Annotated in this window: 23 protein-coding genes, 2 tRNA genes and 1 pseudogene; 12 read left to right on the forward strand and 14 right to left on the reverse strand. The window is 60.2% G+C overall.

Annotation, left to right across the window (positions count from 1 at the left end):
• Nucleotides 1-85: 85 nt before the first annotated feature.
• From ACN0TK_RS01425 to ACN0TK_RS01440, 4 genes are all read right to left on the reverse strand, one after another.
• Nucleotides 86-949 (reverse strand): DUF72 domain-containing protein, encoded by an 864-nt coding sequence (locus ACN0TK_RS01425; protein ID WP_417307645.1) that lies wholly within the window; start codon nucleotides 947-949, stop codon nucleotides 86-88.
• Between the two features lie 52 nt (nucleotides 950-1001).
• On the reverse strand, nucleotides 1002-1985 hold the full coding sequence (locus tag ACN0TK_RS01430) for a hypothetical protein (RefSeq protein WP_417307646.1): 984 nt from the start codon (nucleotides 1983-1985) through the stop codon (nucleotides 1002-1004).
• 49 nt (nucleotides 1986-2034) lie between these two features.
• A complete protein-coding gene (locus tag ACN0TK_RS01435) occupies nucleotides 2035-2742 on the reverse strand; it encodes a phosphatase PAP2 family protein (protein WP_417307647.1) in 708 nt (235 codons plus the stop codon).
• A gap of 111 nt (nucleotides 2743-2853) precedes the next feature.
• Nucleotides 2854-4707, reverse strand: coding sequence for a DUF2264 domain-containing protein (locus tag ACN0TK_RS01440; RefSeq protein WP_417307648.1), 1854 nt, complete (start codon nucleotides 4705-4707; stop codon nucleotides 2854-2856).
• Between the two features lie 231 nt (nucleotides 4708-4938).
• Between ACN0TK_RS01440 and ACN0TK_RS01445 the strand changes: the two genes are divergently transcribed.
• The 5 genes from ACN0TK_RS01445 to ACN0TK_RS01465 are packed head-to-tail and all read left to right on the forward strand — an operon-like array spanning nucleotide 4939 to nucleotide 8870.
• The gene (locus ACN0TK_RS01445; protein WP_417307649.1) at nucleotides 4939-5367 is read left to right on the forward strand and encodes a hypothetical protein; all 429 of its coding nucleotides are present in this window, start codon (nucleotides 4939-4941) and stop codon (nucleotides 5365-5367) included.
• Nucleotides 5364-6641, forward strand: coding sequence for a relaxase/mobilization nuclease domain-containing protein (locus ACN0TK_RS01450; RefSeq protein ID WP_417307650.1), 1278 nt, complete (start codon nucleotides 5364-5366; stop codon nucleotides 6639-6641). Before ACN0TK_RS01445 ends, ACN0TK_RS01450 begins: the two co-directional genes overlap by 4 nt.
• A gap of 26 nt (nucleotides 6642-6667) precedes the next feature.
• Complete coding sequence (locus ACN0TK_RS01455) at nucleotides 6668-7168, forward strand: hypothetical protein (protein WP_417307651.1); 501 nt, start codon at nucleotides 6668-6670, stop codon at nucleotides 7166-7168.
• The gene (locus ACN0TK_RS01460; RefSeq protein ID WP_417307652.1) at nucleotides 7165-7395 is read left to right on the forward strand and encodes a hypothetical protein; all 231 of its coding nucleotides are present in this window, start codon (nucleotides 7165-7167) and stop codon (nucleotides 7393-7395) included. The genes ACN0TK_RS01455 and ACN0TK_RS01460 overlap by 4 nt, the downstream gene beginning before the upstream one ends.
• On the forward strand, nucleotides 7392-8870 hold the full coding sequence (locus ACN0TK_RS01465) for a type IV secretory system conjugative DNA transfer family protein (RefSeq protein ID WP_417307653.1): 1479 nt from the start codon (nucleotides 7392-7394) through the stop codon (nucleotides 8868-8870). The genes ACN0TK_RS01460 and ACN0TK_RS01465 overlap by 4 nt, the downstream gene beginning before the upstream one ends.
• Nucleotides 8871-9396: 526 nt before the next feature.
• Here ACN0TK_RS01465 and ACN0TK_RS01470 read toward each other — a convergent pair.
• Nucleotides 9397-10821 (reverse strand): hypothetical protein, encoded by a 1425-nt coding sequence (locus tag ACN0TK_RS01470; RefSeq protein ID WP_417307654.1) that lies wholly within the window; start codon nucleotides 10819-10821, stop codon nucleotides 9397-9399.
• Nucleotides 10822-11094: 273 nt separating this feature from the next.
• Here ACN0TK_RS01470 and ACN0TK_RS01475 point away from each other — a divergent pair, with 273 nt between their 5' ends.
• The 4 genes and pseudogenes from ACN0TK_RS01475 to ACN0TK_RS01490 all read left to right on the forward strand — a co-directional run.
• Entirely contained in the window at nucleotides 11095-11874 is a 780-nt protein-coding gene (locus ACN0TK_RS01475; RefSeq protein WP_417307655.1) for a DUF6602 domain-containing protein, read from the forward strand.
• A 218-nt stretch (nucleotides 11875-12092) separates the two neighbouring features.
• Nucleotides 12093-14096 (forward strand): ATP-dependent nuclease, encoded by a 2004-nt coding sequence (locus ACN0TK_RS01480; RefSeq protein ID WP_417307656.1) that lies wholly within the window; start codon nucleotides 12093-12095, stop codon nucleotides 14094-14096.
• A gap of 2 nt (nucleotides 14097-14098) precedes the next feature.
• Nucleotides 14099-15955, forward strand: a complete 1857-nt coding sequence (locus ACN0TK_RS01485) for a UvrD-helicase domain-containing protein (RefSeq protein WP_417307657.1) — start codon at nucleotides 14099-14101, stop codon at nucleotides 15953-15955.
• A gap of 995 nt (nucleotides 15956-16950) precedes the next feature.
• Nucleotides 16951-17187: pseudogene (locus tag ACN0TK_RS01490) on the forward strand (zinc ribbon domain-containing protein); the annotation flags it as partial.
• 490 nt (nucleotides 17188-17677) lie between these two features.
• On the opposite strand, the gene ACN0TK_RS01495 reads toward ACN0TK_RS01490, so the two are convergent.
• The 3 genes from ACN0TK_RS01495 to ACN0TK_RS01505 form a co-directional block, all read right to left on the reverse strand.
• Nucleotides 17678-17762, reverse strand: a tRNA-Leu gene (locus ACN0TK_RS01495).
• A 58-nt stretch (nucleotides 17763-17820) separates the two neighbouring features.
• Nucleotides 17821-18138 carry an AzlD family protein gene (locus ACN0TK_RS01500; protein ID WP_417307658.1) on the reverse strand — a complete coding sequence of 106 codons (318 nt, stop codon included), beginning with the start codon at nucleotides 18136-18138 and terminating at the stop codon, nucleotides 17821-17823.
• Nucleotides 18128-18844 (reverse strand): AzlC family ABC transporter permease, encoded by a 717-nt coding sequence (locus tag ACN0TK_RS01505; RefSeq protein ID WP_417307659.1) that lies wholly within the window; start codon nucleotides 18842-18844, stop codon nucleotides 18128-18130. The genes ACN0TK_RS01500 and ACN0TK_RS01505 overlap by 11 nt, the downstream gene beginning before the upstream one ends.
• Before the next feature lie 295 nt (nucleotides 18845-19139).
• Between ACN0TK_RS01505 and ACN0TK_RS01510 the strand changes: the two genes are divergently transcribed.
• Together ACN0TK_RS01510 and ACN0TK_RS01515 are read left to right on the forward strand one after the other, a co-directional pair.
• Nucleotides 19140-20456 (forward strand): MATE family efflux transporter, encoded by a 1317-nt coding sequence (locus ACN0TK_RS01510; RefSeq protein ID WP_417307660.1) that lies wholly within the window; start codon nucleotides 19140-19142, stop codon nucleotides 20454-20456.
• 79 nt (nucleotides 20457-20535) lie between these two features.
• Nucleotides 20536-20901, forward strand: a complete 366-nt coding sequence (locus ACN0TK_RS01515) for a nuclear transport factor 2 family protein (protein WP_417307661.1) — start codon at nucleotides 20536-20538, stop codon at nucleotides 20899-20901.
• A gap of 4 nt (nucleotides 20902-20905) precedes the next feature.
• Here the strand turns inward: ACN0TK_RS01515 and aac(3) are convergent, their stop codons facing one another.
• Entirely contained in the window at nucleotides 20906-21718 is an 813-nt protein-coding gene (gene aac(3), locus ACN0TK_RS01520) for an aminoglycoside 3-N-acetyltransferase (RefSeq protein ID WP_417307768.1), read from the reverse strand.
• Nucleotides 21715-22134 (reverse strand): winged helix-turn-helix transcriptional regulator, encoded by a 420-nt coding sequence (locus ACN0TK_RS01525; RefSeq protein WP_417307662.1) that lies wholly within the window; start codon nucleotides 22132-22134, stop codon nucleotides 21715-21717. Before ACN0TK_RS01525 ends, aac(3) begins: the two co-directional genes overlap by 4 nt.
• A 214-nt stretch (nucleotides 22135-22348) precedes the next feature.
• Between ACN0TK_RS01525 and ACN0TK_RS01530 the strand changes: the two genes are divergently transcribed.
• Nucleotides 22349-23431, forward strand: a complete 1083-nt coding sequence (locus tag ACN0TK_RS01530; protein WP_417307663.1) for a D-alanyl-D-alanine carboxypeptidase family protein — start codon at nucleotides 22349-22351, stop codon at nucleotides 23429-23431.
• A 14-nt stretch (nucleotides 23432-23445) separates the two neighbouring features.
• Here ACN0TK_RS01530 and ACN0TK_RS01535 read toward each other — a convergent pair whose 3' ends face one another.
• From ACN0TK_RS01535 to ACN0TK_RS01550, 4 genes are all read right to left on the reverse strand, one after another.
• A complete protein-coding gene (locus ACN0TK_RS01535) occupies nucleotides 23446-23673 on the reverse strand; it encodes a sulfurtransferase TusA family protein (RefSeq protein ID WP_417307664.1) in 228 nt (75 codons plus the stop codon).
• Complete coding sequence (locus ACN0TK_RS01540) at nucleotides 23663-24121, reverse strand: CAP domain-containing protein (protein WP_417307665.1); 459 nt, start codon at nucleotides 24119-24121, stop codon at nucleotides 23663-23665. The genes ACN0TK_RS01535 and ACN0TK_RS01540 overlap by 11 nt, the downstream gene beginning before the upstream one ends.
• Before the next feature lie 55 nt (nucleotides 24122-24176).
• Nucleotides 24177-24253: transfer RNA gene (locus tag ACN0TK_RS01545), tRNA-Arg, on the reverse strand.
• A 78-nt stretch (nucleotides 24254-24331) separates the two neighbouring features.
• Nucleotides 24332-24895, reverse strand: coding sequence for a hypothetical protein (locus ACN0TK_RS01550; protein WP_417307666.1), 564 nt, complete (start codon nucleotides 24893-24895; stop codon nucleotides 24332-24334).
• Between the last annotated feature and the right edge of the window lie 248 nt (nucleotides 24896-25143).

Raw genomic sequence — 25143 nt, forward strand, 5'->3', positions numbered from 1 at the left:
TGTCGGCTCCTGAATGCGGCGCGGTGATAGCGCGCCGCCCGGCGCGCATCAACGCGGCAAGCGATAAACAGTGCGTCAAACCGCGCTAGCCCTTGCCTGCCAGGCGTTTGATGACCGCCATCGCATTGTGCGGCGCGTGTTCCTTGTCGGTCGAAACGAAGAACGCAAAAACATCTCGCTGCGCCGGCGCGGCCTCGGCGTCGGTCAGCAAAGGTGCGTCCTTGAGCTGTTCGCCCGCCGCGAGGGCCGCGAGCCAGTCGGCGCGGAGGTCGCGCTCCGTTTCTGAATAGGCCTCCTTGCCGGGAGCGCCCTGTAGCCGGGCGTAGGTGAAATCGGCGGTCTGGTCGAGATAGGGCCAATCCGCCGTGTCGGCGGTCACCAGCGCGACATTGTGCCGGCGGAGCTGCGCGACGAAATCGGGTGTCGCAAAACTGGGGTGCCTTACCTCGATGGCGTGGCGCACCTCGGTGACCCCGCTCGCATCCAGATAGGGCTCAGCCTTGAGCCTGTCGTCGGATTTCCCAGCCAGCGCCAGCAGTGCATCGACATCCCTGGGCAGCAGTTCGAGGAAGCGCTCCAGCCGGTCGGCGTCATAGGTCAAATTGCCCGGCAGCTGCCAGCAGAAGGGGCCAAGCCGCTGGCCCAGCGCCAGGACGCCCGAGGCAAAGAAATTGGCGAGCGGGATTTCGACGTCGTTCAACTTTTTGAGGTGGGTCACCAGTTGGTGGCCCTTCACCGTGAAGACGAAATCCTCGGGCGTTTCCGCCGCCCAATTCAGAAAACTCTGCGGCGCCTGATGGCGGTAAAAGGTGGCGTTGATCTCGATGGCGGTGAGGTGCCGGCTGGCATAGGCCAGCTCTTCCTTCTGCTTCAGACCCTTGGGATAGAAGCTGCCGCGCCAGGGCGCGAACACCCAGCCTGCCGTTCCGACCCTGATCCTGCCCGCCATCGCTGCCTCCGCTCCGCGCCCATGCAAGACAGGCGTCGCGGGTACGCCGATGTCAAGCGGTGAAGGCGGTCACGCTGTAGCTGACGACCAGCGGGCGCGCCGGATCAAGATCGACAGACGTGCGGACGCCGCGCGCATTGATCGGGTTGGGGCCCACCGACACCTTGTCGTTGAGATCGAAGGCGGCCGCCACCGGTTCGAGCCCGACGGCGCGGAACTGGTTGTGCCATGGCGCGCCGCCGATGCCGCCATCGGTGTGCCAGATCTGCATCGACTGGATCAGCTCGCGATCCCAGTCGAGCACGATCCCAGCACCTTCATCGAGCCAGGTCGCGGTGAGCGGCGTGCGCATGCCGCACATTTGCACGTTGCAGTCCATCTTCGGGGTCAGCGGCACGTGCGAAAAGTCCACTGTGCCTTCTGGCAGCGGCACTTCAGCGAGGCGCGCGAATTCCATCGTGTCACCGGGGTGCAGCCGGCCGGGGTGGACCAACCCGAAGGCGAAATCGGCATCGAGCCGCAGCCGCCCCGGCTGTTCGGGCAGGCGGAACATCGGGTGCAGGCCCAGCGACATCTCGGTCTTTGTGCGCGCGAACACCGTCATGGTGAAATCCAGCGCCGGGGCGCCGGCCCGGCCGGAGATCTTGCGTTCGATCCGTTCGACGGCGCTGTCTTCGGGATAGGCGAGCGTCAGCGTCACGGAGTTCTCGTCGGCGCTGGTGATCTGCCAGTCCACGTCGGCTGCCGGTCCGTGAATGGGGTGGTAGGGCGGATAAGCCGCGTTCAGCGTTGCCCACGGCTCCGGCGCCTCGGGCATCGGTCGGCCGGTGCCCATCGGCAGGCAGACGAACTCGCCCGACAGGACCCGCAGGTGGCCGATGATCGAGGGATCGTCGACCGTACCAAGCCAGGGTGCCCGGGCAAATGGTTTGAAGGGCCCCGAAGGCAGGGCGAAGCTGCACTCGGTCAGCATGGCAGCGAGGGTGGTGACCTCGGCCTCGCCATGCGACCAGCGGAACGTGTGGGATGTGCTCATGACTGCGGTGATGCCATGCGGCCCGCCGCCTGACAATGAGACGGAGGTCTCAGCGCGTCGCCCCGGTGCTGGTGACGGGCTCCGGCTCAGCCTCATTGGCCATCGGGCCACGGCGCAGCCAGACGGCGAGCGCCAGGCAGAGCAGCGCCCAGGCCGTGCCGATCGACCAGCCGGCGAGTACATCGGTCGGGTAGTGCACACCGAGATAGACCCGGCTCACGCCGATCATCAGCGTCAACAGCACGGCAAAGCCGATATAATAGGCGCGCAGGCCCCAGGTCGCGGCGCGCTCGGCCAGAATGGCGCCGATGGTCAGAAAGACGACGGCGGAGGCGGTGGCATGGCCGCTTGGAAAGCTGGCAGTGAACACTTCCACCGTGCCGGTCAGATCGGGGCGGGGCCGGTCGAACAGGGCCTTGAGCACCGTGCTGATGATGGTGCCGCCAATCACCGAGAGCACGACGAACAGCGCCGTGCGGCGGGCGCCGGCGAGCAGCAGCTGGATCGCCAGGCCAATGACGATGATACCGAGCACGGTGAAACTGCCGAGCGCCGTGACGTCGCGCATCGCCTCGACGAACCACGAGGGTCCGAGCGGCGTGGACGGGTCAGCAGCGTCGCGGAACCACATCAGGATGGCCTTGTCGACAACGAGCGTTTCGCCCTCGACCACCTCGTCGGCGATCATGCCGAAGCCGGCGAGCAGCGCGGCTGAAACGACCAGTCCGCCGATGATCGTTACCCGATTGCTCGCCATGCTGCTAATGCCCCCAAGTTTGGTTTTTTTGCCGTAGCATAAGGGCCAGGCGGGGGAGAAGGTTCCGAACCTGGGGTCAGCCGCCCCACGAGTCGGCCAACAGACCTGCCGCTATTTCACCTTCATCGCCGTCACTTCGATGCCCTCGGTGGCGCTGCGGCGTTCGAGCTCTCCGAGATCGGGCAGGTCGGGTACGGCGGCCAATGCGGCGTCCGCCTCGGCCCCGGCGGGTAGCGCCAGCACGGCACAGGCGAGGATGCTCGTCCCTGGTCCGATGCGACCCTGCAATTGCGGAATCAGGGCGCGCGGGTGGATGAGGTTGGTGTTGGGCAGCCCTCGTCGCGCGACCCCCTTGCGCTTCACGCCGGCCCCCAGATCCCGGATGACGCTGATGTCGGTCGCGGTCCGGATCTCGCAGCGCGCTTCGCCCTCGTCCAGGGCGTCCTCGCTGCCTTCGATCCGGCCCACGGCAAAGCCGCCCTCGGTGCCGTGCAGGGTGCGCGGTGTGGTGATCCGATGGATACGGATATGCCAGTTGCCGGCCGGCAGTAGCCAGGTCTCCACCGTCACATCGGTCCAGGGCTGCCAGCGGGAGAACAGCAGATCGCCGGCAATTTTCGCGTCCAGATTGTCTTCGCGCACGCGGTAGTGCCGGTCGTCATCGGAGAGCGCCAGCATGCCGTCGAAACTGCCGGCATCGTAGCGTCGCTCATCAGCCTCGACCGAAAAGGCATAGCGGGAGGAATAGGCGAACTTGGCGTATTTTTCCGCCCCGTGGCGCATCAGCGCGTTCTCCTGTCCCGAAGACAGGGCCACGACATTACCCGGCGTCGTTTGCATCACCATGCCCGGATGCGGCAGGGGATGCGGCGGCTCATCGGTGCGCGCAGGCAGTTCTTCGGCCGCCCAGAAGGGGTGGGTCTCCGGCAGGGCGAGCGGCAGGAAAGCCTTGAAGGCCCAATAGGGCGAACCGGCGGAGTTGTAGCTTTCCGACATGAAGAGGTTCGGATAGCCGAAGCCGACCGACAGCACCCCGTCTCGGTCGGCGATCGGCCTGGCCGCCCACCAGCGCAGATGGCGCAGATAGTGGCCCTTGATCTCGCCCCAGGGCAGGCCCTCGACGCCCGCATAGGCCAGCGCCCCCCAGATGCCGCCACAGGCGAAGCGATAGGTCAGCGAGCGGCCGAAGGCCAGCGCGCCCCCATCGGCGTCAAACCAGTGCCGGATGTCCTCGGCGAACAGCGCGGCCCGTTCGCGATAGCGCGCGGCCCGGGCGTCGTCGCCCTGCTGCAGCACGGCGTAGATCAGCCCGTAAAAGTGCATGGCGAAGGGGATGTAATGGTCGATCCGACGCACCGGCCCGTCGCGATACCAGCCATCGCCGAGATAGAAGCCATCGAGTTCGTCGAGATATTCCCGCGTCAGGCCGCGGTCGAAATCGACGCCACAGCGCTCGAGCCCCAGATCGACGAGGACGCGGAAGAACTTCCAGTTGTTGTCGACATATTCCTGCTGACGGGCCTTGAGCAGATAGGCGGCCAGGTTGTCCTTGGCGCTCTGGGGCAGGGGGGCCCACAGTTCGTGCGGCGCGAGGCGCAGCGCGAAGCCGATGGCGGCGAGCTCGACCAGCCGCTGGTCGGTGCCGTTGAAGTCGCCCCAGTATTCGGGATGCGCGGGGTCGGTGCCGTTGGCCAGACCCTGGCGAAAGAGATCCCAGTGCGCGAAACTGCCGCCGCCTGCCGCCAGCGGCACAAGGCCCCAGAGCGGCCGGGCGAAGCCCTCGAGATCGGCAGCTGCCGGGGGGAAGATCGCGCCGGTGGCGCTCAGCCGCACGCGGGCCGATCCGGGCGAAAAATAGGGCAGGAGCGGCGCGAAACTGTCGCGCAACGCCCGTTCGACGTCGCTGCGGTTGCGCAGCGGATTGCCGTTCAGCGGGTTGAATCGTACCGGATCAAAGGGTGTCACGCGTTTCGTCCCACTGCTGCCGCCGCGGTGCGGCCGGATCATCTGGGCGACGAACAGATGTGATTCCCCGCGCTTTCACCAGCCGGTGAGTCGGCAGGGAATGAGACGAACTGTCAGATACAGGAAATTGGTGCGCCTTGATGGCGAGGCCGCGAACGAATTGTTCGAGGTTTTGGCTGACTGGAACACCTACCTTAAGCACCTGAGATCGAATGATCCTCAGGTGCCGCCATGTCCTTAAGCACCGATTTCCAGACCGCATCCAGCGCTGAGCGCACCGAGAAGATAAAGGCCAAACGGCCCGCGCCGTTTAGCATCCGCTTGTCGGCTGAGGACCGCGCCCGCTTAGCTGTTGAGGCTGCGGGCGCTCCGCTGGGGGCTTATATCAAATCCAAAGTGCTGGGCTCTGTGTCGGCGGAGCGCAAGCGGCGGAAGGTCCTCACCATACAGGACAGGGAGGCGCTTGCGCGGGCACTCGCCCTGCTTGGCCGCTCGCACCTTTCAAACAATCTCAACCAGATTGCGCGCGCTGTGAATATCGGCGTGCTGCCAGTGACCCCTGAAACGGAAGAAGAGCTTTACGCGGCGCTGCGCGATGTTCGCGAACTGCGCCGCCTGCTCATGACCGCGCTCGGCTTCAAGGTGGAGGTCGCGCCATGATCTTGAAAGCTTCCCAACGCGGCGGCGGACAAGACTTGGCCATCCACCTGATGCGGACGGACGATAACGAGCATATCAGCCTGCACGAACTGCGCGGTTTCGCGTCCGATAATCTGAAAGACGCATTCAAGGAAGCCGAAGCTGTCAGTCGCGGCACGAAGTGCCGTCAGTATCTTTTCTCTCTTAGCCTCAGCCCTCCGGAACGCGCGAACGTATCCGTCGAGGACTTCGAACTAGCGATCACGCGTGCCGAAAAACGGCTCGGCCTGGAAGATCAGCCGCGCGCGATTGTCTTCCATGAGAAGGAAGGCCGCCGTCATGCGCATTGCGTGTGGTCGCGGATCGACGCCGACACCATGACCGCGCGTCAGATGTCGTTCTTCAAGACGAAGCTCACTGGCCTATCGCGTGACCTGTATCTCGAACACGGCTGGAAGATGCCGCGCGGTCTTGAAAATTCGCGCGAGCGCAATCCTACGAATTTCACTCTCGCCGAATGGCAACAAGCAAAGCGTCAGGGCGTCGATCCCAGATGGATGAAGCAGACGCTTCAGGAATGCTGGAAAAACTCAGATAGCCACAAGGCGTTCATTAACAGCCTCAAGGAAAATGGCCTCTTCCTCGCCAAGGGTGACCAGCGCGGCCATGTCGTCCTGGATCACCAGGGAGAAGTCTATGCGCTGTCGCGCGCCCTCGGCCTGAAGGCGAAAGATCTGCGCGACCGATTGGGTGACGGCGCCGACCTGCCCGCCGTTGAAAAGACTCGGCGCGAAATCGGCAAACTTATGAGCCCGACAGTCCGTCGTCACATCGAGGAAACGCGCCAACGCTTCTACGAGCGCTCCTCAAAATTGGGCTCCTACAAGCAAGAGATGACGCAGCTGCACCGCAAGTCGCGGCTGACACTCGCCGACCGTCAACAATCCGAATGGACGAACGAGACACTAGCCAGAACGGCCAGTCTGCCCAAAGGCCTTCGTGGCCTATGGCATCGTCTGACAGGCACCTATCAGACGGTTCGCAAACACAATGAAACCGAAGCGCAGCTGACGCGCGAACGCCACGCGCAAGAGCGCCAGCAACTCGTTGAAAAGCAACTGGCGCAACGGGCCGTGCTCCAAGACCGCTTTCGCCACCTGCGCAAACAGCAAGCCGCGCAGCTTCTGGAACTGCGGCGCGAAATCGGTCGCTACCTCAAATTCACGAAAACTGACGCCTCGCAGACCCGCTCGATCGAGAGATCTCGTGGCCGGGGGCTTCGGCTTGAGCGCTAACCATCACGCTTGAAAGGAGAAATGTGATGTCTGGAAAAAATGATGAAGTCACTGGAATGGCAGTCATCTTTGCCGTTCTAGGAGCCGGGGTTTTGATCCTTGGGATGATTTTGTTCGCTGCGCTAATCCTCGTGGCGTGTTTTTTGACTGGCCTTGCCCTTGTGATCTGGATCGCAGACCGACCAGTTGAGATATTCGGGGAAACCGTCACCCCACATGACGCGCGGGTCTTCCTGATGGGTGGTGTGGCAGGTGCCTTTGGCGTTCCGGCTTTCACCGCCTTCTGCGCCGCTCTCTATGGTGTGTATGTCGACGATGAAGTTTGGTCTTGGCTGATTGTCGGCGGCTATGTCGGAGGGTCAATCGGGTTAGAATTCCTGATTGGCCGTGAGGATAGGTCCGAGAGCAACTCGTCCACTGCGTCCCTGCCTGCTCCGCAGGAGCATGAACAGCCTGATCCCCCGCCACTCCCCAAGCCCGATCCGTTCAAGTTTGCAAGCTGGGACGACGAGGATGAACGGGGATGAGCATCGGACGGATAATGGAACTCTACCAGTTTGCCTGGATGTTCGAATCCCACGCCCAGCAGCGCTTGGCGTGGGACGATGCAGCTGACGCTCGTTTTGCCCGAATGCGGGCCGAGCAAGAAGCCTCGCGGCAATTGCAGATGATGTTGGAGGCGAACCCTAGCGGTTCACTCGGTCACGCCACGCTTGATGATGAAGACGTGCTGAAAGATTCGGGGCTGCTATGAATCTGCCAGTGCCCGCTTACAACAACCTTCGGCGTGGCATCGAGCTAGGCTTCTTTCGGGGGCAACCGGTGATTTATGACGGCACCGAGCCGGTTGCCATTGATGCGCAGGCGGGAAAAGGAAAGCTAACGCGGTTTCTGGGCGTCAATCTGGTGTCGCCCAGAAGCGCGCACCTCACCAAAATCGTGACCGACCCAAAGGATGCCGAGCTAGCCTGGGTGTCGTGGAAGACGCTTGAGCGCCAAGGCTATCGCGTACGTTTCATCAATGCAGGACAGCTCTGCGGCTATCCGTCCGAGAGCTACAATTTCAACACGCGGCTATTGGAAATCGCGAAGCAGTCTGAACTGCGATCCATCGTTGGCGAAATCGCCTATGACGCGGCAAGTTATCTGGTGCCAATCGATCCAAACCCCGCGCATCGGTGGATCGGCCAAGGCGTGCGCACTGCCTTCGCGCTCTACAACAAGATAACCGCACTTTATCCGTCCCGCTTTTTTCCATGCTCCGCAGGCGGCTTGTGGGATTTTTTCGGGCGCGATCCAAAACAGATCAGAAATGATCTGCACATGTGGGCCAGCGACAGCCGCATGAGTGATGATGCAGGCATGTGCCTACAGGTCGCTAGCCTTACAAAATCTCGCGACCAATGGAGTGCCTACTCGTCGGTGATCATTGAGCGGCTGCAAGGATTCCAACCCGGAACGGCGGCGCGCTCGGTGACGGAGGAAAATTCCTTCGATCCTGCCGACATGAAGTATGAACGCACCGCGCTTTTCATCATCGGCACCGCACGCAGCGAAACCAGCCGTGCCTTTGTCGGCTCAATGACCGCCGCGATCATCGAACGCTTTGCTGATGCACATGGGCCGCTTCGCGCGCTCGTCGTCGGTGAAGAATGGGGTCAGCTCTACGTCAGCAATTTCCATGAGATCCTGACGCTCTATCGCCAGGGCGGAATCAACTTTCTCGGCGTGTTTCAAAACGCAGTCGCGCAGCTCGAAGCGCGATACGGGCGCGAAGTGGCCCGAATTTGGAAGAAGGCCGTGGCGCACACGATTTACCGGGGCTTACCCGACACCGACACTCTGAAAGAAATCGAACACCGTTCGGGTCGCACGTCCGTGATGGTGCGGGGCTTCAACGTCAACAGCAACCAGGTCAACGGATCAGGTGACAATCTATCCGAACAGTCCCGCCCTCTTCTGCAGGTCGAAGACATTCGCGCTGCCACCGGTGGCGAAAAAGGCCTGCTGGAATCTCGCGACCACGGATATTTCACGGTCGATATGCCCAACTTCTGGGAACGGCCCGAACTCAGCGGCTACCTACGCGATGTGCGCGAGAAGCCCGATAAATATGACTGGCTCAGCAAACGGCCAGGGCTTCCATCCCCTGTGCCTGCCGCCGTGTCTAGTGATTCCGATGCCGAAATGCTCGCCCTGCTGTCGAATTTGAGAGATGGCACTGATTGATGTTGGTTTGAGATTCAGCCTCGCTGAACCTCTGCCCTTCGGCGAGAATGGGGGTGCAAACGGAAAGAGCCTTCGCGGGGAAGCAGCCGTAAGGCTGGGCGGAAGGCTCTTGTAGCGCGCGGTGGCAAAGCCCCTGAGATAGTTAGGCCGCACGTCCGTCATGGTGCGCGGCTTCGCACGCGACTTAAACGTTAACAGCAACCAAGTGAACGGATCAGGCGACAACCTGTCCGAACAATCCCCACATTTCTCCAAGTCGAGGACATTCGCTTGGCAACAGGCGGCCACAAGGCGCTCTGGAGTCGCGGGACCACGGCTATTCCACGGTCGACATGCCTACCTTCTGGGAAGGACTAGAACTCAGCGGCCATCTACGGACTCTTGAGCATAAAAACAGACAAGTACCAATATATTCTGGAATGGTGAGTGGGGCTTGACCGATGAGGATATCGAAATACGGGGAACGCTTGCTACATTGTAGCGATCACATTGCCGACCGGGGGATATATGTGGTCCCCATTTCGCTTTATGCCAGCAGCTGCCTGAACTTAGAATGAAGGACTTGCTCGACGACCCCATCATTGAGTTGCGCCCTAGCCTGGAGCATTGACCGCAGGTCATCGTCTGTCAGGACGATCACATAACCATTCCCGCGTACAGCAGCGTCTTTGCACCGATCCAATAGTCGCTTCGAATCATCCACCGTCCTACAAGTTAGGATTCCCAACCGACCTCTATCGTCATCAAATCTTCCCACAAGCTGATCAATTTCCTGGTTCGTAATATCTTCGCTGTAATTTTTGCACTCAACGATGACTAGGTTTGCATTGACACGCGGATCACCGCGACGTTGTGAGAAAAACCCGCTGTCGGCAGCATTGGTGTAGACGATATCTATTCTTTTCCGACCCTGATTTATATCCCACTCCTTCTGCGGAAGGATTAGGGCTGGATAGAACAGGGCTGTAAGTGCACCGAGCACAAGAGAATGGTACTCGCTGGCGTGTTTGGCGCCAGCGGGGATGTTGGGCAACCTGTCAGACAGAGTTTGGCAAACAGCGGTGACGTTCGGCCCTTCATCGCCGAAATCGAGCATTACGCTCTGCTTTGCCGCAATTTCTTTATACAGATCAAGTAATTCAGGATGATCCCTAACCACATCGGCGATGTAAGGTTTGGACTTTGGGTTCGCCTGCCGAACATCTCCCTTGAAAACTTTCCGTTTTCCTTTGATGGTTTGCACTAGAGCGCTGTTGACCCGTAGATTCTCAGCGACCAGAAAATCCGTTATCTGCTTGTTGTAGAATTCTTGACTATCAAGAGAAAGCCGTCTGCGAACGATATACTTGGGAACGAGTAAAACCGCGTCATCGTCGATATAGGGCAACTTGACATCCCTAGCTTCCCAGTTACCCCTGCGCGCGTCCCATAGCGGCGGACCGTTGTAATTCAGAGTCTCTATGCCGTATAATTCACACTGCTCTTGAGTATAATTGACCAGCAGGTCCCGAATTATATTCGTTGTAAGGTCGGACATCTTGTCACGATCAATTCCTTCAACATATAGCGACATTTCAGAAAAATCTGTAAGCAATCCTGTTTGGAATGCCTTGCTTTTCTTGATTGCACTTATAAGTTGGTGCGCCTGATGACGCCCTACACCCCGACCCTTAGGGCCTTCCTTTGATACTCCCAAGAAGGTCTCTTTAGGTTCCTTGAGGTGAGACATCAATCCTTCGGCCCGATGGTCATCGCCATCCCTTAAAGCAGTAAGGACTTCACCAAAAAAAACGCGAACTTGCCCCGCTGCCTCGCGCGCCCAAATATCGTCTCGAATCTCGATGGCATAGGGATCGACGTATACAGGCAGGTCGTACTCGTTGCTGACGTCAACGAAATCTAACTCGTGTTGCGACTTACCCAGCCCAAAGTGTTCGGAGAATTTTGGCACCTAACCTGATCCTTATGACTCAACCGATGCGACGCCACCACCGCACCCACCGACACACATTTTGAGGCCGGACGTTCGTGACTATACAATTGCTATGTCCATAGCCCCTCTACATTTCTGAACCTAACGCAAAAGTTGTCAATAATCAGATCCTATTTACTCACAAAATTTTCTTCTGCAGTTTCATGGTTCACTTCAGCTTCGGCGCTATATTTTGTCTTTTACTTTTTTACCTAGCATATATATTTATGTTCCCCAATTGACGGAGCCTGCATGGCCACATCGGAAAACAACGTTTTTAGAAATGTGTTCCTTGGAAAGGTAAGTAAGGCTATTAGCGATGCGAAACACGCAGCAGGCATTGATCATCAAGGATTGAAAGGTGCTGCACGTGAAATGTTTACAGCAGATATGCTGGTTCCAGTGTTGCCTCCTGAGGTACGATTAGGAACTGGTCAACTTGTCGCGCACGACGGCAAGACCTCTTCGCAGATAGACGTAATTCTCTATGCACCTAGCATAATGCCCCCGGCCCTGTTCAACAGTTCAACCGGCTTGTTCCCGATTGAGGGTGCGGTCTACACCGTTGAGGTGAAGTCGAAGCTGACGGCCAGCAACCTGCAAGAAGCAATCGCCAACGCGCGCTCAGTAAGAGCGCTGAACACGCTTATGACCGAGCACTTTCCGCTTTTCGAAGGGTCAAGCCACCCTTCACGCGTTAATGCTAATACAGCGTATCCCGTAACGTGTCTTTTTGCATTCGATAGCGACTTGTCTCTAGACGGGAAGACCGAAATTGCGCGGTATCGTGAGTGGGATGAGCAAGCTGACACGGATCCGGCGATCGCCGTAATATGCGTCGTTGGGAGAGGTTACTGGTACTCAAGGGTCGGGGGTGGCTGGAGTTATATGTCGGCTTCGGATCAGCTTGACGAAGTCATGACCTTTCTTGCTGGGACGACAAACACCATACCGCAGCTGTTAGCTATTAAAGGTCGGCCAAAGTTTGGCATGTACCTACAGTCCGACGAAACCCACTTTCAAGATGCTTAAGCTGCAGCTTAAGTCACTGTGACTGAACCTGTTCGTGTCGGCACCACTCCATCTTGCCTTCCCGGCCAAATTTGCGGAGCGTTGGATGCCGGGCTTGTTTCCAGATAAGCGAGAATAGATGAAAGAAGGGCCCAATCTACGATGTCCCATCAATTATTGATTGCGATTTCTTGCTCAATACAACACGTTTAACCTAATTAAATCCGTTGGGGGGGTAAATGCATCTTGAGAGTATTACAATAAGGAACTTCCGCTGCTACGGGGATAGACCCGTCACGATCCGCTTTAGCCCCGGAACGAATGCGTTCGTAGGAAACAACGGCTCTGGCAAGACAGCCGCGTTGGAAGCTCTCAAACGTTTGTTCTCGCCGGTCTCTGCGGAACGTCAAATCCGCCGATCGGACATCCACTTCGGGCCTGGCGAAGACGTGCTTCACCTAAAGGAGCGCGAGCTCGTTATCGACGCGATTTTCGGCTTTGAAGCCGACGGAGATGACACGACCGCTGTATTCAACGATCTATTTTTCAACGCAGCAGACAAGTCGATGAAGGTCCGGATCGTTCTTGAAGGTCTCTATCTCCGCTCGGAATCGATAGAGGATAACATCGAGATCAAGCTTTACTCTGTAAATACGACTGATGCGGTTCCTTTCGGCCCTGACGACGAGCGCAAGACGCCGCTCCGGGGGCGCACCACTCAATACGCTGAAGTGATCTATATCCCAGCACAACGGGACTCTCGCGGCGTTAGCCAGTTCGCTTTGAAGAATGTGCTTCAACGATTGGAATGGTCCGCGGATTGGGGCGACGATACAAAGGAGAAATCACTCAAGTTCGCCGAAGAACTCGAGAAAAACATCAATGAAACTGATGCTATCAAGGATGTAACAGAGCGACTGCACGGGTTTTGGTCTGCGCTTCACGACGGGCATTACGATGCATCACCAAAGCTAAGTGTCGTGGCCGTGGAATTTGAAAAGCTGATCCGCGAGCTGACCCTCAAGTTCGACAAAGCGCCTGGCGGTGGCATGCGTCAACTGGGAGAGCTCAGCGAGGGGCAAATGTCACTCTTGTACTTTGCGCTAGCCGCAACACTGCATAAGCTTGTGTGGGAGATGCAGGGCGCCCTACCGAAAGCGATAAAGGGTTTCAAAGCGGCCGACTTCGCGCATCCCCCCTTAACCGTCTTTGCGCTTGAAGAGCCAGAGAACCATTTGTCGCCCTTTTATCTTCCGCGGCTAATGGCACTTCTCGACACGCTCAATGCCAGCAATTCAGCTCAATCGATCGTGACAAGTCATGCTACGAGTATTCTTTCGCGGGTTGAGCCCCGCCACGTTCTCTATTTCAGAAATTGCCAAAAAACCCTGCAGTCCAGCGTACTGCCACTGCCTCTCCCTCCCGAGAAGAGTGAGGAAGACAAGTTCGTCCAGCAGGTCATCCTAGCTAACCCAGAAGTGTACTTTGCAAGGCTTGTTATTATCGGCGAGGGTGACACAGAACGCATCGTGATCCCGAAGATGGCCGAGGCGCTTGGCACGAGCCTAGATCCATCTTTTGTAGCCTATGTCTCAATCGGAGGCAGGCATGCGCAGCATCTGTGGAAGCTCCTCAACGGCCTTGCGATACCCCACATCACCCTGCTCGATTTTGATCTTGGGCGCTACGGCGGCGGCATGGGGCGTATCAAGAATGCAGTCACCTGGCTGACAAAGCTTGGCGACGATTTTGTTCCGAAGCTATTGCAGCAGCCCGCCACCACTCCACCAACCTACATCCCGGCAACCGTAGCTGCCATGCCCGACAACAGTGGCCTCACAAATGAAAACTTCGACGTTTGGGTCAAGTGGCTTCGCGCTAACAATATCTTCTACTCATCGCCCCTCGACCTAGACATGATGATGCTGAAGGCATTTCCTGAAGCATACGTGACCCATCCCGCGTATGATGCAACTGCCGACAACTCCAAGCTGCCTAAGGCAGTGTTTGGTGACGCCGGAAAAGGCAACGCTGAGCTCACCCCCGCCGGGCAAGCGATCTCTGAAGAGGCGCTCTTCAAGTACAATCAGCTCTTCAAGTCTAAGTCGAAGCCAGGATCGCACCTCGTCGCTTTCGCCAAACTGACCAATGAACGACTGAAGGAGGCGTGCCCGGAACCGCTCGCAGCCCTCATCGATCGCGCGAAGTCGTTGATAGCGCCCTCTGCCGGTGCAGGAGCGTAGCCATGTTTGTACGCCCCGAAGAATGGAAGCCAACCCCCGGCATTACCCTTGAAGGCACTGCACTCGAAGTCGTGAGGTCCCCCTCGTCGATCTCCGTTCTTGCTGGACCTGGTGCGGGCAAGACGGAGCTACTCGCTCAGCGTGCTGCCTTCCTTCTCAATACCGGCATGTGCCCTAGGCCAAAGCGAATACTGGCAATCGCCTTTAAGGTAGACGCGGCACGCAATCTGAGAGACCGTGTGGCTCAGCGCTGCGAGCCAGAGACCGCCAGCAGGTTTGAGTCCATAACCCTCCACGCCTTTGCCAAGAGAACTCTCGATCAGTTTCGAGAAGCGCTTGATAACTCGCTGCTTCCCACACCCGACTACAAGGTTATCTTTCCCAACAGGGACTCTTGGGAGGAGTTTCAGAGAAGCGAGGGTGACAATCATCCCGAGGTCGGCACCTACAACTTCTCCCAGGCATCCGACATTCTAGGGCGGAGGCTGCCCAACCTCAGCACGCCCGAGCCGTCAGTACAGGAACTTGTCCGGCGCCGCTGGTGGGAGGTCAATTTAGCTAGGCGACCTTCAACCTTATCGTTCGACATGATTATGCTGCTTGCAACCCACATCGTGCGGAGCGAAGTCTCCGTAAAGAATGCGATTGCCCGCACGTATTCCCACGTCTTCTTGGATGAGTTCCAAGATGTGACGGGGCAGCAGTACGATCTTTTCCGCGAGATTTTTCACGGAACGAAGACGATCGTCACCGCCGTTGGGGACACCAAGCAGGCAATTATGGGCTGGGCCGGCGCCCTGCCAGGCATATTTGGCAAATTCGATCAAGACTTTGGCGCAGTCAACCGTAAGCTTCTTTTCAACTTCAGGTCAAACTCGGCGATCGTTGATCTCATCAATGCGCTTTCCAGCTTGGTCACCGAAGAAGAATTAGTTCGCACTGAAAGCGGAAGACGCGATGCGGCGCCTCCGCCCGATGCCGTCGAGGGCTGGATTTTTCCCGACCGGGACTCCGAAGGACAAGCCATCGCTGACTTCATGCGAGACTCTCTCGCTAGCAATCCTGACTTACGGCCTCACGACTTTGCCATCCTTGCTCGGCTTAGGGCTGATGCCGTGGAAACAAGAATGGCGCCCTATTTCGCCGCCAACGGCCTGCGCCTTAGAAACGAGGCCCGGTCGCTTGGCCCGATCTCTGTCCAAGATACCATCAAGGAACCTGTCTTTCTTTTCATCACTGCGCTGTTAAAGATGACGCACGGGGTCAGAGACGGCGGTCCCTTCCAGGTGGCGAGGGACCTGATCGCGAACCTCGATGAGCTTGATGTTACAACGGATAAGGGCGCCGCAAGAAGCCTGCGTACTGTACAAGACTTGGTCGCAGCCGTCACTGCTATTACGGATGGGAGAGCGCCTTCGGAGGTGGCAGCAGAGGAGCTATCTGCTGTAGCCTTCACTGAGGGGCGCAGAGACCAGCTTGCGCGGACGTTCAAGGACTATCAGAACCGTGAACACCTCGATTCCGTAATTGCAGCGTTCGCATCGTTCTATGCCGAGTGCAGCGATGGAGCCGCGACCTGGGCAACAGTGATTGCGAACCTTGAGGGCCGGGATGCCGTTAAGCTGATGACTATCCACAAGTCCAAGGGGCTTGAATATCACACGGTCATATTCACGGAATTCAATGACGATGCATTCTGGAACAGTGCTGATGATGTGAACGTATTTTTCGTGGCGCTGTCGCGCGCTCGCGAACGGATACGCTTCTCGCTAACCAGAGATTCCAGGGGGTTTAAAAACGTCACACGGTTCCTTGAGAAACTGGAAGAAGCAGGGGTACAGTTTCGAGAGATTGGATAGCACCCTGAGTGCTTTCGGGTGAAGTACGAGAGCTGTCGAGTGGCATACGCTGGCGACGTTCAATCAGTGCACGGTTGGGCGATGGGCTCCGGGAGAGCGAAATCTCTCGGTCGCCTCCATGCGCGAAAGCATGGTGCGCTCCAGCGGCAGACGCTGGCGGCATCCAAACGGCAAACGGTTGGTCAGGATTGCATAAGGGCAGGAACGCCCTTTGCTCGATGGGGTGTGGGGAGAGCGAAGTCTCCCCGCGAGTGGTCAAACGGCGATACGGTTGTTGGCGCATAAGAGGCTCGATGCCTCGTCATGCGCCACGGCCTGGGGGATGCAACGGGGGCGCGCAGCGGCCCCCTTGCCAAGATTGCGGGTACTACCCCGCACATCTTGCACTCAGCCTAACGGTCCCTTTTCTCCGCTGTCAGACGGTTCATCGTTAGTATCGCCATCTTGTCCAACATCATGCGCCATCATATCGAAGAACGAGTCCATCAGTGCATCCAAAACCTCGATCCTCAATCGCCAAAGCCGGTGGCATTCTTGAATCCCCGTCGATTGAATTTGGAGAGGACCCGGATTCGATCCTCGTTGAAAACTTGCTGGCAAGTGTCTCGCAGCATCAGCGCCAGAAGAACGGCGAGCAGACGAAGAACCGCATGCGCGCCAGAGTCATGAATGGCTATTGGGTTTTTCAGGCACCGACTGGATACAAATATCAAAATGTCCCCGGTCGTGGGAAAATGCTCAAGCGCGATGAGCCCGTAGCATCGGTTGTCCAGGAAGCTCTTGAAGGCTACGCGATGGGCCGCTTTGAAATGCAGGCGGACGTGATGCGCTTTCTACAAACCCATCCTATCTTTCCAAAGGATGGGACCGGGATCGTCCGCAATCATCGCGTCTTTCAACTGCTCAACCAATGCGCCTATGCCGGCTACATCGAAGCGCCAAAGTGGGGCCTCGCAATGCGACCCGCCCAGCACGATGCGCTTATCAGCTTTCAAATGTATCAACGCATTCAAGAGCGATTGCACAACACCGGGCGTGCTCCCCGTCGAAAGAACCTCAACGAGGATTTTCCGCTACGCGGGTTTGTGACCTGCGCAGATTGCGGTGGTCCGCTGTCTGCGTGTTGGTCCACAGGTTCTCATTACCGATACCCCTACTACCTGTGTCAAAAACGCGGCTGTGACAGCTATGGCAAGTCGATACGCCGCGAAAAGCTCGAGGGCGAATTCGAGAAGCTTTTGCGAAATGTCCGACCTACCGAAAACCTGTTTCGTGTAGCGCGGGCAATGTTCAAGGATTTGTGGGACCGCCGCCTTGCGAAGGCAGATGCCCAATCGCAGGCGCTGTCTGCACAGCTTGTCAAAATCGAGCGGGAGGTGTCTCGTTTCCTGGAGAGGATTCTAGACGCCAATGTTCCGAGTGTGATCTCAGCCTACGAGGACCGGGTCCAAAAGCTCGAAGAAGAAAAGTTTGCCATCAAGGAACGTATGGCCAATTACGGTCGTCCAGCGAGCAGCTTCGAAGACACACTTAGAACGGCACTGGATTTTCTCTCAAACCCTTGGAATCTATGGGCGTCTGACAGGTTGGAAGATCGTAGAACAGTATTGAAACTGACCTTCGCGCGCAGATTAGAGTATGACCGGGGTGAAGGTTTTAGAACGGCAGATTTATCCTTTCCGTTCAAGGTGTTAGGGTCGATTTTGGGTGAAGAAAAAGGAATGGTGCCCCCGGTCGGACTCGAACCGACACGCCTCGCGGCGGGGGATTTTGAGTCCCCTGCGTCTACCAATTCCACCACAGGGGCGCGGCACTGCCACTAGCATTGGCAGAAGTCACAAGGCAAGTGGGCCGTTGAGGGGCGCTCAGACGCCGAGCAGCAGGCGGGCGACAAACACCGTGGCGACGCCACCGGCCATGGCGGCGAACAGGCTGCGCGTCAGCACATAAAGCGCAACGGTCGCGGCGGCGGCGAGCCACTCGGGCAGGCTACCTTCGATCAGCGCCGGCGCCACCAGCGCGGCCAGCACGGCGCCGGGCAGATGCCGCATCCAGGCGGCGACGAAGCCGGTGGTGGGCAGGCGGCTCGCCAGCAGATAGCCACCGGCGCGGATGGCGAAGGTCACCGCGGCCATGCCGAGAATGGCGAGCAGCGCTTCGGTCGAGATCAGCTCAGAGGGCATCGCGTGGCGCCCTCCGCATTTCGACCACGGCGCCGGCGAAGCTGCCCGCGAGGCCGCCGGCAATGATATACCAATTGCCTTCGATCCACTGGCTGACGGCCATGGCGACCAGCCCGCCGACGAGCCAGGGCACCAGATCGCCCCGGCCCTTCCACATGCCGAGCAGCAGGGCGATGAAGGTGGCGGTGAAAGCGAAATCCAGCCCATAGGTCCTGGGGTCGTCGATGAAGGCGCCGAGCAGCCGGCCGGCCATGGTCGACAACAGCCAGGCGGCCCAGCATAGGGTTCCGGCGCCGAGCAGGAAGGCGATGCTGCCGCGCCCGTTGCGCACCTCGGTCATGGTCAGTGCCCAGTTTTCGTCGGAGACCAGGAACATCGCCGCCAGCGCCCGTGGCAGCGGCAGATGCGCGGCCAGCGGCTTCAGCGAGGCCGTCATCAGCAGGACCCGCAGATTGACGATGGCGGTGGCGATGATGATCGAGGCGATGGGCAGGCTGCCCGGCGTCCACATGTCGAGCACCACGAACTGGCTGGCACCGGCAAACACCAGGGCGCTCATCAGCAGCACTTCGAGCGCCGTCATGCCCGCCTGGCCGGCCAGCACGCCCCACACGACGCCATAGGCGGCGACGGAAATGGCGATCGGCACGAACAGGCGCATGCCGAGCCAGAACGGAACCGTGGTGGTGCGGGCAGGCGAGATCATGGTGCAAGTCTTACGCGACTGGGCGCTGCCGCGGCGACAGTTTTCATCGCTGCGCGGTGCCGAAAAATGCCGGTGGCGGTTCGGTTGACGGGCTGGTGGCCGATGGCTACATAGCCGACAGTGCTGTCAAGTTCCGTGCTCCGACCCGCCTGCGTCCCATCAGGGATGTGAAGAGGCCCAGACCGCCGGCCATTTCGCCCCCGATCTGTAGCGTGACTGCACGCCATGGTCCTGTCGTCGGAGGCGTCTTCAAGTGAATAGTCCTGCCAGCGCGCGCCCTTTGTGGCAGCGTTTCGTGATCTTTCTGCTGCCGCTGTCACTCAGCAATATCCTGCAATCGATGTCGGGGACGATCAACGCGATCTTCGTCGGTCAGCTGATCGGCGTCGATGCGCTCGCCGCCATCGCCGTGTTCTTCCCGATCATGATCTTCCTGATCAGTTTCGTCGTCGGCCTCGCATCGGGGTCGACCATCCTGATCGGTCAGGCCTGGGGCGCGCGCAACATCGAAAAGGTCAAGCAGGTGCAGGGCACGACGCTGACCGCCGCCTTTATTCTGGGGTTGGTCATCGCCGTGGTCGGCGGATTTTTCACGCGCGATCTGATGAACCTGCTCGGGGCGCCGCAGGATATCGTCGATCAGGCGACCAGCTATGGCCGGGTCATGCTGATGGGCATGCCGGGCTTTTTCGTCTTTCTGATCTACACCTCGACGCTGCGCGGCGTCGGCGACACCATGACGCCGCTGTTTGCGCTGATACTGTCCGTCGCGGTCGGGCTGGTGGTGACGCCAGCCTTCATCCTCGGCTGGCTCGGCTTGCCGCAGCTGGGGCTGATCTCGGCGGCCGTCGCCTTCATCGCCGGCTTCGTCGTCGTTCTGGTGTTCCTCTATTTCTATCTCAACTGGCGCAAAAGCCCGATGGCGCCCGACCGCGAGTTGTTCGCCCGGCTTGGGATCGACGTCAAACTGCTGGGCATGATCCTCAAGCTCGGCGTGCCGGCCGGCGTCGGCATGGTCGTCTCCTCACTGTCGGCGATCGTCATCGTCGGCATCGTCAACCGCTTCGGCTCCGAGGCGACGGCGGCCTATGGCGCGGTCAACCAGGTGATGAGCTATGTGCAGTTCCCGGCCATGTCGATTTCCATTGCCGCCTCGATCTTTGCGTCCCAGGCGATTGGCGCACGGGAAAACGACCAGGTCGAGCGCGTGACGCGCACGGCGCTGGGGGTCAATCTGGTGTTCACCGGCGGGCTGGTGCTGATCGCCTATCTGTTCTCGCAGAACCTCGTCATGCTGTTCATCACCGATCCCAAGGTGATCGAGATGACCGAAACGCTGCTGCATATCGTGCTCTGGAGCGTCGTGATGTTCGGCTTCGGCTCGGTGTTCTCCGCCGTCATGCGCGCTTCGGGCGATGTGTGGATCCCGATGGCGCTGTCGCTGGGCGCCATCCTCGTGGTGGAAATCCCGGCCGCGCTGATCCTCAGCCAGATGTTCGGCCTGCCGGGCGTCTGGGTCGGCTATTGCTGCAGCTTCGTCGCGATGATGCTGCTGCAGGCCAGCTATTATTTCGGCTGGTGGCGGAAAAAGGAAATCCACGCGCTGGTGTGACGGCAGTCGCCGCGTGACGCGGCGGCTTGCGCAGAACTCCGCCGCAGTCGAGTGTCGCTGACGTCAGGAGGGAAAGCCGATGTCAAATGCCGATATTGCTTGTGCCGTGTTCAAGGCATTCGAGGCGGGGGACAGGGCCGCGCTGGAGCGGCTGTTGGCGACGGGGTTCCGCTTCGTCAGCCCCTATGACAACGGCATCGACCGCGAGAGCTATTTCGCGCTCTGCTGGCCGGCGCACGAAATGATCGCCCGGTTCGATCTGCGCCGCGTCGTCGCCCAGGATGACACTGTGGTCGTCACCTATGACGGCACGTTCCACGACGGCCGGCGCAACCGCAATACCGAGATCTTCACGGTCCGCGACGGGCTGGTGCAGGTCATCGAAGTCTATTTCGGCTGGACTCTGCCTCATCCGGTCGCGCCGGGCCAGCACCAGAGTCCCTGAGCGGTCAGCGGCTTTCCAGCCAGTCGACGGCGAAGCGGACGATCCCGTCGGCGGGCACCAGCACGCAGTCGGCGTTGCCGACCTTCCCCGTCCGCCCTTCGCCGGTCGCGAGGAAGTCCGTCACCACCTCGGCGAAATAGTCGTCGGCCAGTCCGGCGATCACCGGCACGCCGGTGTTGAACTCTTCGGCCCAGCGCCAGGCGATCCTGCCGTCGTCGGCCGCAAAGGGATATTCGACGCGCACCCGGCGCTTGTCCGGCACCGTCGCCAGATGCTCGGCATGGTGCAGCAGGGTCATCGTGTCGCGTGGCGCGCCCAGCATCAGCACCTTGCCGCCCGCGGCCACCAGCCGCGCAAAGGGCGAGGCTTCGCCATAGCCATAGTCGAGCGCATGGCCGGCGGTCAGCTCGCCGGCCCGCGGACCGATCGCGGCACAGCGCGCGCCGGGGTTGGCGCTGGCGATGGCGCCGGGCAGGGTGCGGATCAGTTCGGGCAGCGCACCATAGTCGCGGCTGGCGCGGGCACTGGCGGCATTGAAGGCGATTGCCGTCTCCCGTGCCTCAGGCCGGGCCGTCAGCGTGGTGAGCGAAAGATCATCGGGCTCATCGAGATCCCAGATGTCCTGCTCCCAGTCGCAATAGACGAGAAGAGTGCCGTCGGGGCCGATGGCGTCACGCAGCGCGGCGATGATCGCCTCGGCGCCCGAGACCACGGGCCCGACGGCCCTGAGGCTGGCGTGAACCATCACGACGTCCCCGGCCGCGAGGCCGAGGCGTCTCAGGTCACCGACGAGGCTTTGGCGGGTTGCCGCGCTCAGCGTTCCGCCCCGGCATAGCGGCGCTCCGGCGGGCGCTTGTCGGCGGCTTCGGCGTGGTCGAGGTCATAGCGGCGGCGCGCCACGCTGACCTCGCTCTGGTGTGCTTCCGCCCAGTCCCACAGGGCTTCCAGCGGGCCGGTCAGGGTGCGGCCGAGCTCGGTCAGCTCATATTCGACCCGCGGCGGGATCTCGGGGAACACGGTGCGCGTCACCAGCCCGTCGCGCTCCAGGTTGCGCAGGGTCAGCGTCAGCATGCGCTGCGAAATGCCGCCGATGGCGTTGCGCAGCTCATTGAAGCGCATCTTCTTGCGGGCCAGAAAGCCGACAATCATCACGCTCCACTTGTCGCCGATGCGATTGAGGATGTCCCCCATCGCGTTGCAGGTCTCGACCTTGTCTGAGGACCCTAATGCCATTTCGCGGCCTTTCCGGTTGTCTGGTTCATCCTCTTATAGAGCTGGTTACTGATTGTGACTAGGGCGCGCCGCTGTATGTTGCGCACCGTGAACCGAGTGCCGGAGCCGCAAAACGTTCAAAATCCCTTGACCGAAGAGCCCCCCGGTTGAGCACAATGCGCACGATTGGTAGAAGGCTGGGCAGATTCAGCCGTTCCGGTCTGCGGGAGGCCCCTTGTCACGTTTCCTCGTTAGTCGCCTCAGGGCGCTTTGCATCGCCCTCAGCGTCCTCGCTGCGCTTGGCCCGGCAATGGCCAATCCCATGCTGCTGGTCGATATCCGCACGGGCGAGGTCCTTTATGACAAGGAGGCCGGGCAGCCGTGGCATCCGGCGTCGCTGACCAAGCTGATGACAGCCTATGTCGCCTTCGCGGCCATCAAGGCGGGGCGGATCAGCCTCGATACGCCGATCCGCGTTTCGCAGAACGCCTGGAACCAGGCACCCAGCAAGTCCGGGCTCAAGGTCGGCTCCTACATCACCATGCGCGATGCGCTCTATCTGCTGGTGGTCAAATCGGCCAATGACATTGCGGTCGCCATCGCCGAGGCGGTGAGCGGCTCGGTGCCGGAGTTCGTCGGCGAAATGAACCGCATGGCAGACGCCATGGACCTGACCGCGACGCACTACGTCAATCCGCACGGGCTGCACAACGAAGCGCAGGTGTCTTCAGCGCGCGACCTGGCCATGCTGGCGCTCTATATCCGGCGCGATTTTCCGCAGTATCTGCCTATGTTCGGCACCGAGCTGGTGAAGATGGGCAAGGCACGGTTCCAGTCCAACAATGGCCTGCTCGAGCATTTTGCCGGCACCACCGGCATGAAGACCGGTTATGTCTGCGCTTCTGGTCTCAACATCGTCGCGACTGTCGAGCGCGGCGGACGCTCCCTGCTGGCCGTGGTGCTCGGCGGCGTGTCCTCGCGCGAGCGCAACGAGATGGCAGCCGAACTGGTGCTCAAGGGGCTGTCTGGGTCGGTCAAAGGCAATGGCCGCAGCGTCGTCAGCATTCGCAATGCCGCCGCATCGCCGGTCAACATGCGCTCGCAGATCTGCGGCAAGGACTCGAAGGCCTATGTCGCCGAGCGCGAGGCTGCCTATCCACTGGGCCTCAAGGGCCAGCCAAGCTATCTCACCGATCAGATCGACGGGGTCAGCTATACGGTAACGAATCTGGGCGTTTTGGTCGACGATGTGCCGCTGCCACGCCCGCGTCCCGGCTGGGCCCCGCAGGCCTCGGCATCGCTCGCCGCCGCCCAATAGGCGGTATCCGCGCCTCAGCCTTTTACGATCAGAAACCGCAGGCCTTCGCCATCCGGCGCGCTGGTGCAGTCGTGGCCGTTTTGACGGCAGTAGAGCGGGATATCGATCTTGGCGATCGGATCGGTGGCGCGCAACTCAAGCCGCGCGCCTTTTGGCAAGGTTTCGATCCGTTTCTCGAGTTTCAGGACCGGCAGCGGGCAACGCAGCCCGCGGCAGTCGAGCGCGACGGTCTCAGTCGTCAAGCACCAGCACCCAGTAGACGCCATAGCTCGAGTTCGGGTCGTAGGAGACACCGAGGCCGGCGCGCTTGGCGCGCGGATCGGCGAGCGCCGCGGCATCGGCGGGCGTATTGCGCCAGCCCGAGAAGGTCTCCGCGAAGGTCGCGTAGCCCGCGCTGAGACGCATGGCGACGGCGCCATTGGGCAGCTTGGGCTGGGCACCGGTCTTGGCATAGGCCGCAGCCAGCGACTGGGCCGAGGAATCCAGCAGCGTGTCGCCGCGGACCTGACCGGCGCCGTTCTGGGCGCGATAATCGTTGAGCAGGAACAGCGCATCGACGCGGTTCAGCTGTGCCCCGGGCTGGTTCATCGGAGCGGTGAGCCCCGGCGAAAGCTGCGGGCCGCTGCCGGGGGAGCAGGCGGCGAGCGCTGTTGCGATGGCCAGGGCAGAGATCAGCTTGATGGGGGGCATGAGTCTTGGTGGTCCTTCAAAGGGTGCGCCGGGCGCCCCCGACTGAATGAAATACTGGTGACCCCGGCGGGATTCGAACCCACGACCCCAGGATTAGGAATCCTGTGCTCTATCCAACTGAGCTACGGAGCCACACGGGCTCGGTGGATAGCAAATACGGGGCCGTCGCGAAACCCTCCTTGCGCTGAGATGCACGTGATCGCCTTCATCTCAGCCGGTCTCGGCATGCCGCCAATCGTGCCATGCCGCTACGGTGTGAACGCGCCGGGTGTGGGGATGTTCCTCGCCGAACGGCGCCGCCTCCCACTTCCAGCGCAAGCCGCTGCGCGGCACAGGATAGCCGTACAGCAGGTCGGCACTGTCGAGCACCACGCCGTGACGGTTGAAGACGCGATAGTCGAGGTCGGTGATCAGGGTCGCCGGGCAGGGCAGGCGGCCCAGCGCTTCGACATGGGCGGCGACGGTCTGCTGCCGCATCTCAGCGGGCTGGCCGCGGGCGAGTTCGGTGACCAGATTGGCCGATATCACCCAGTCGAGGGTCGGGATCTGGTCGAGAAAACCCAGTGGCCTGGCGCTGCCCGAGGGTGACAGATCGCGCCACTCGCAGATGACGTTGGAATAGGTGGCGGCGCGGCGGCGGGCAGCCGCCAGATGGATCCGGTCGACCAGCATGACGCCGTCAAAGGTCCGGGCAAGCGATTCGAGCGGCAGTTCGAACAGCGGCCCGGAGCCCAGCACCACGACAGTGCGGCGGTCGGGCAGGTCGTCGATCATGGTGTCGATCAGCGCGCGGGCCTTGGCGAGATGTGGCGCCCAGGCGCGGATCTGGCGCTGTCCCTGGCACCACAGCCGGGCCGCGCTGCGCAGGTGCCGGCGAAAGGCGCGCGGGGTCTGTCGATAGCTGGCAGCATGAACGGTCAGCTCGGCAAGCGATGGTATGGCCCCGACTCCGTTTCGATTTCACATGGCCGCAATGTGGTGGCCGGCTGGCCACACAGTTTCTATTATAGACAATTGCCGAA

Source organism: Devosia sp. (assembly GCF_048261455.1).
Taxonomy (GTDB): Bacteria; Pseudomonadota; Alphaproteobacteria; order Rhizobiales; family Devosiaceae; genus Devosia_A.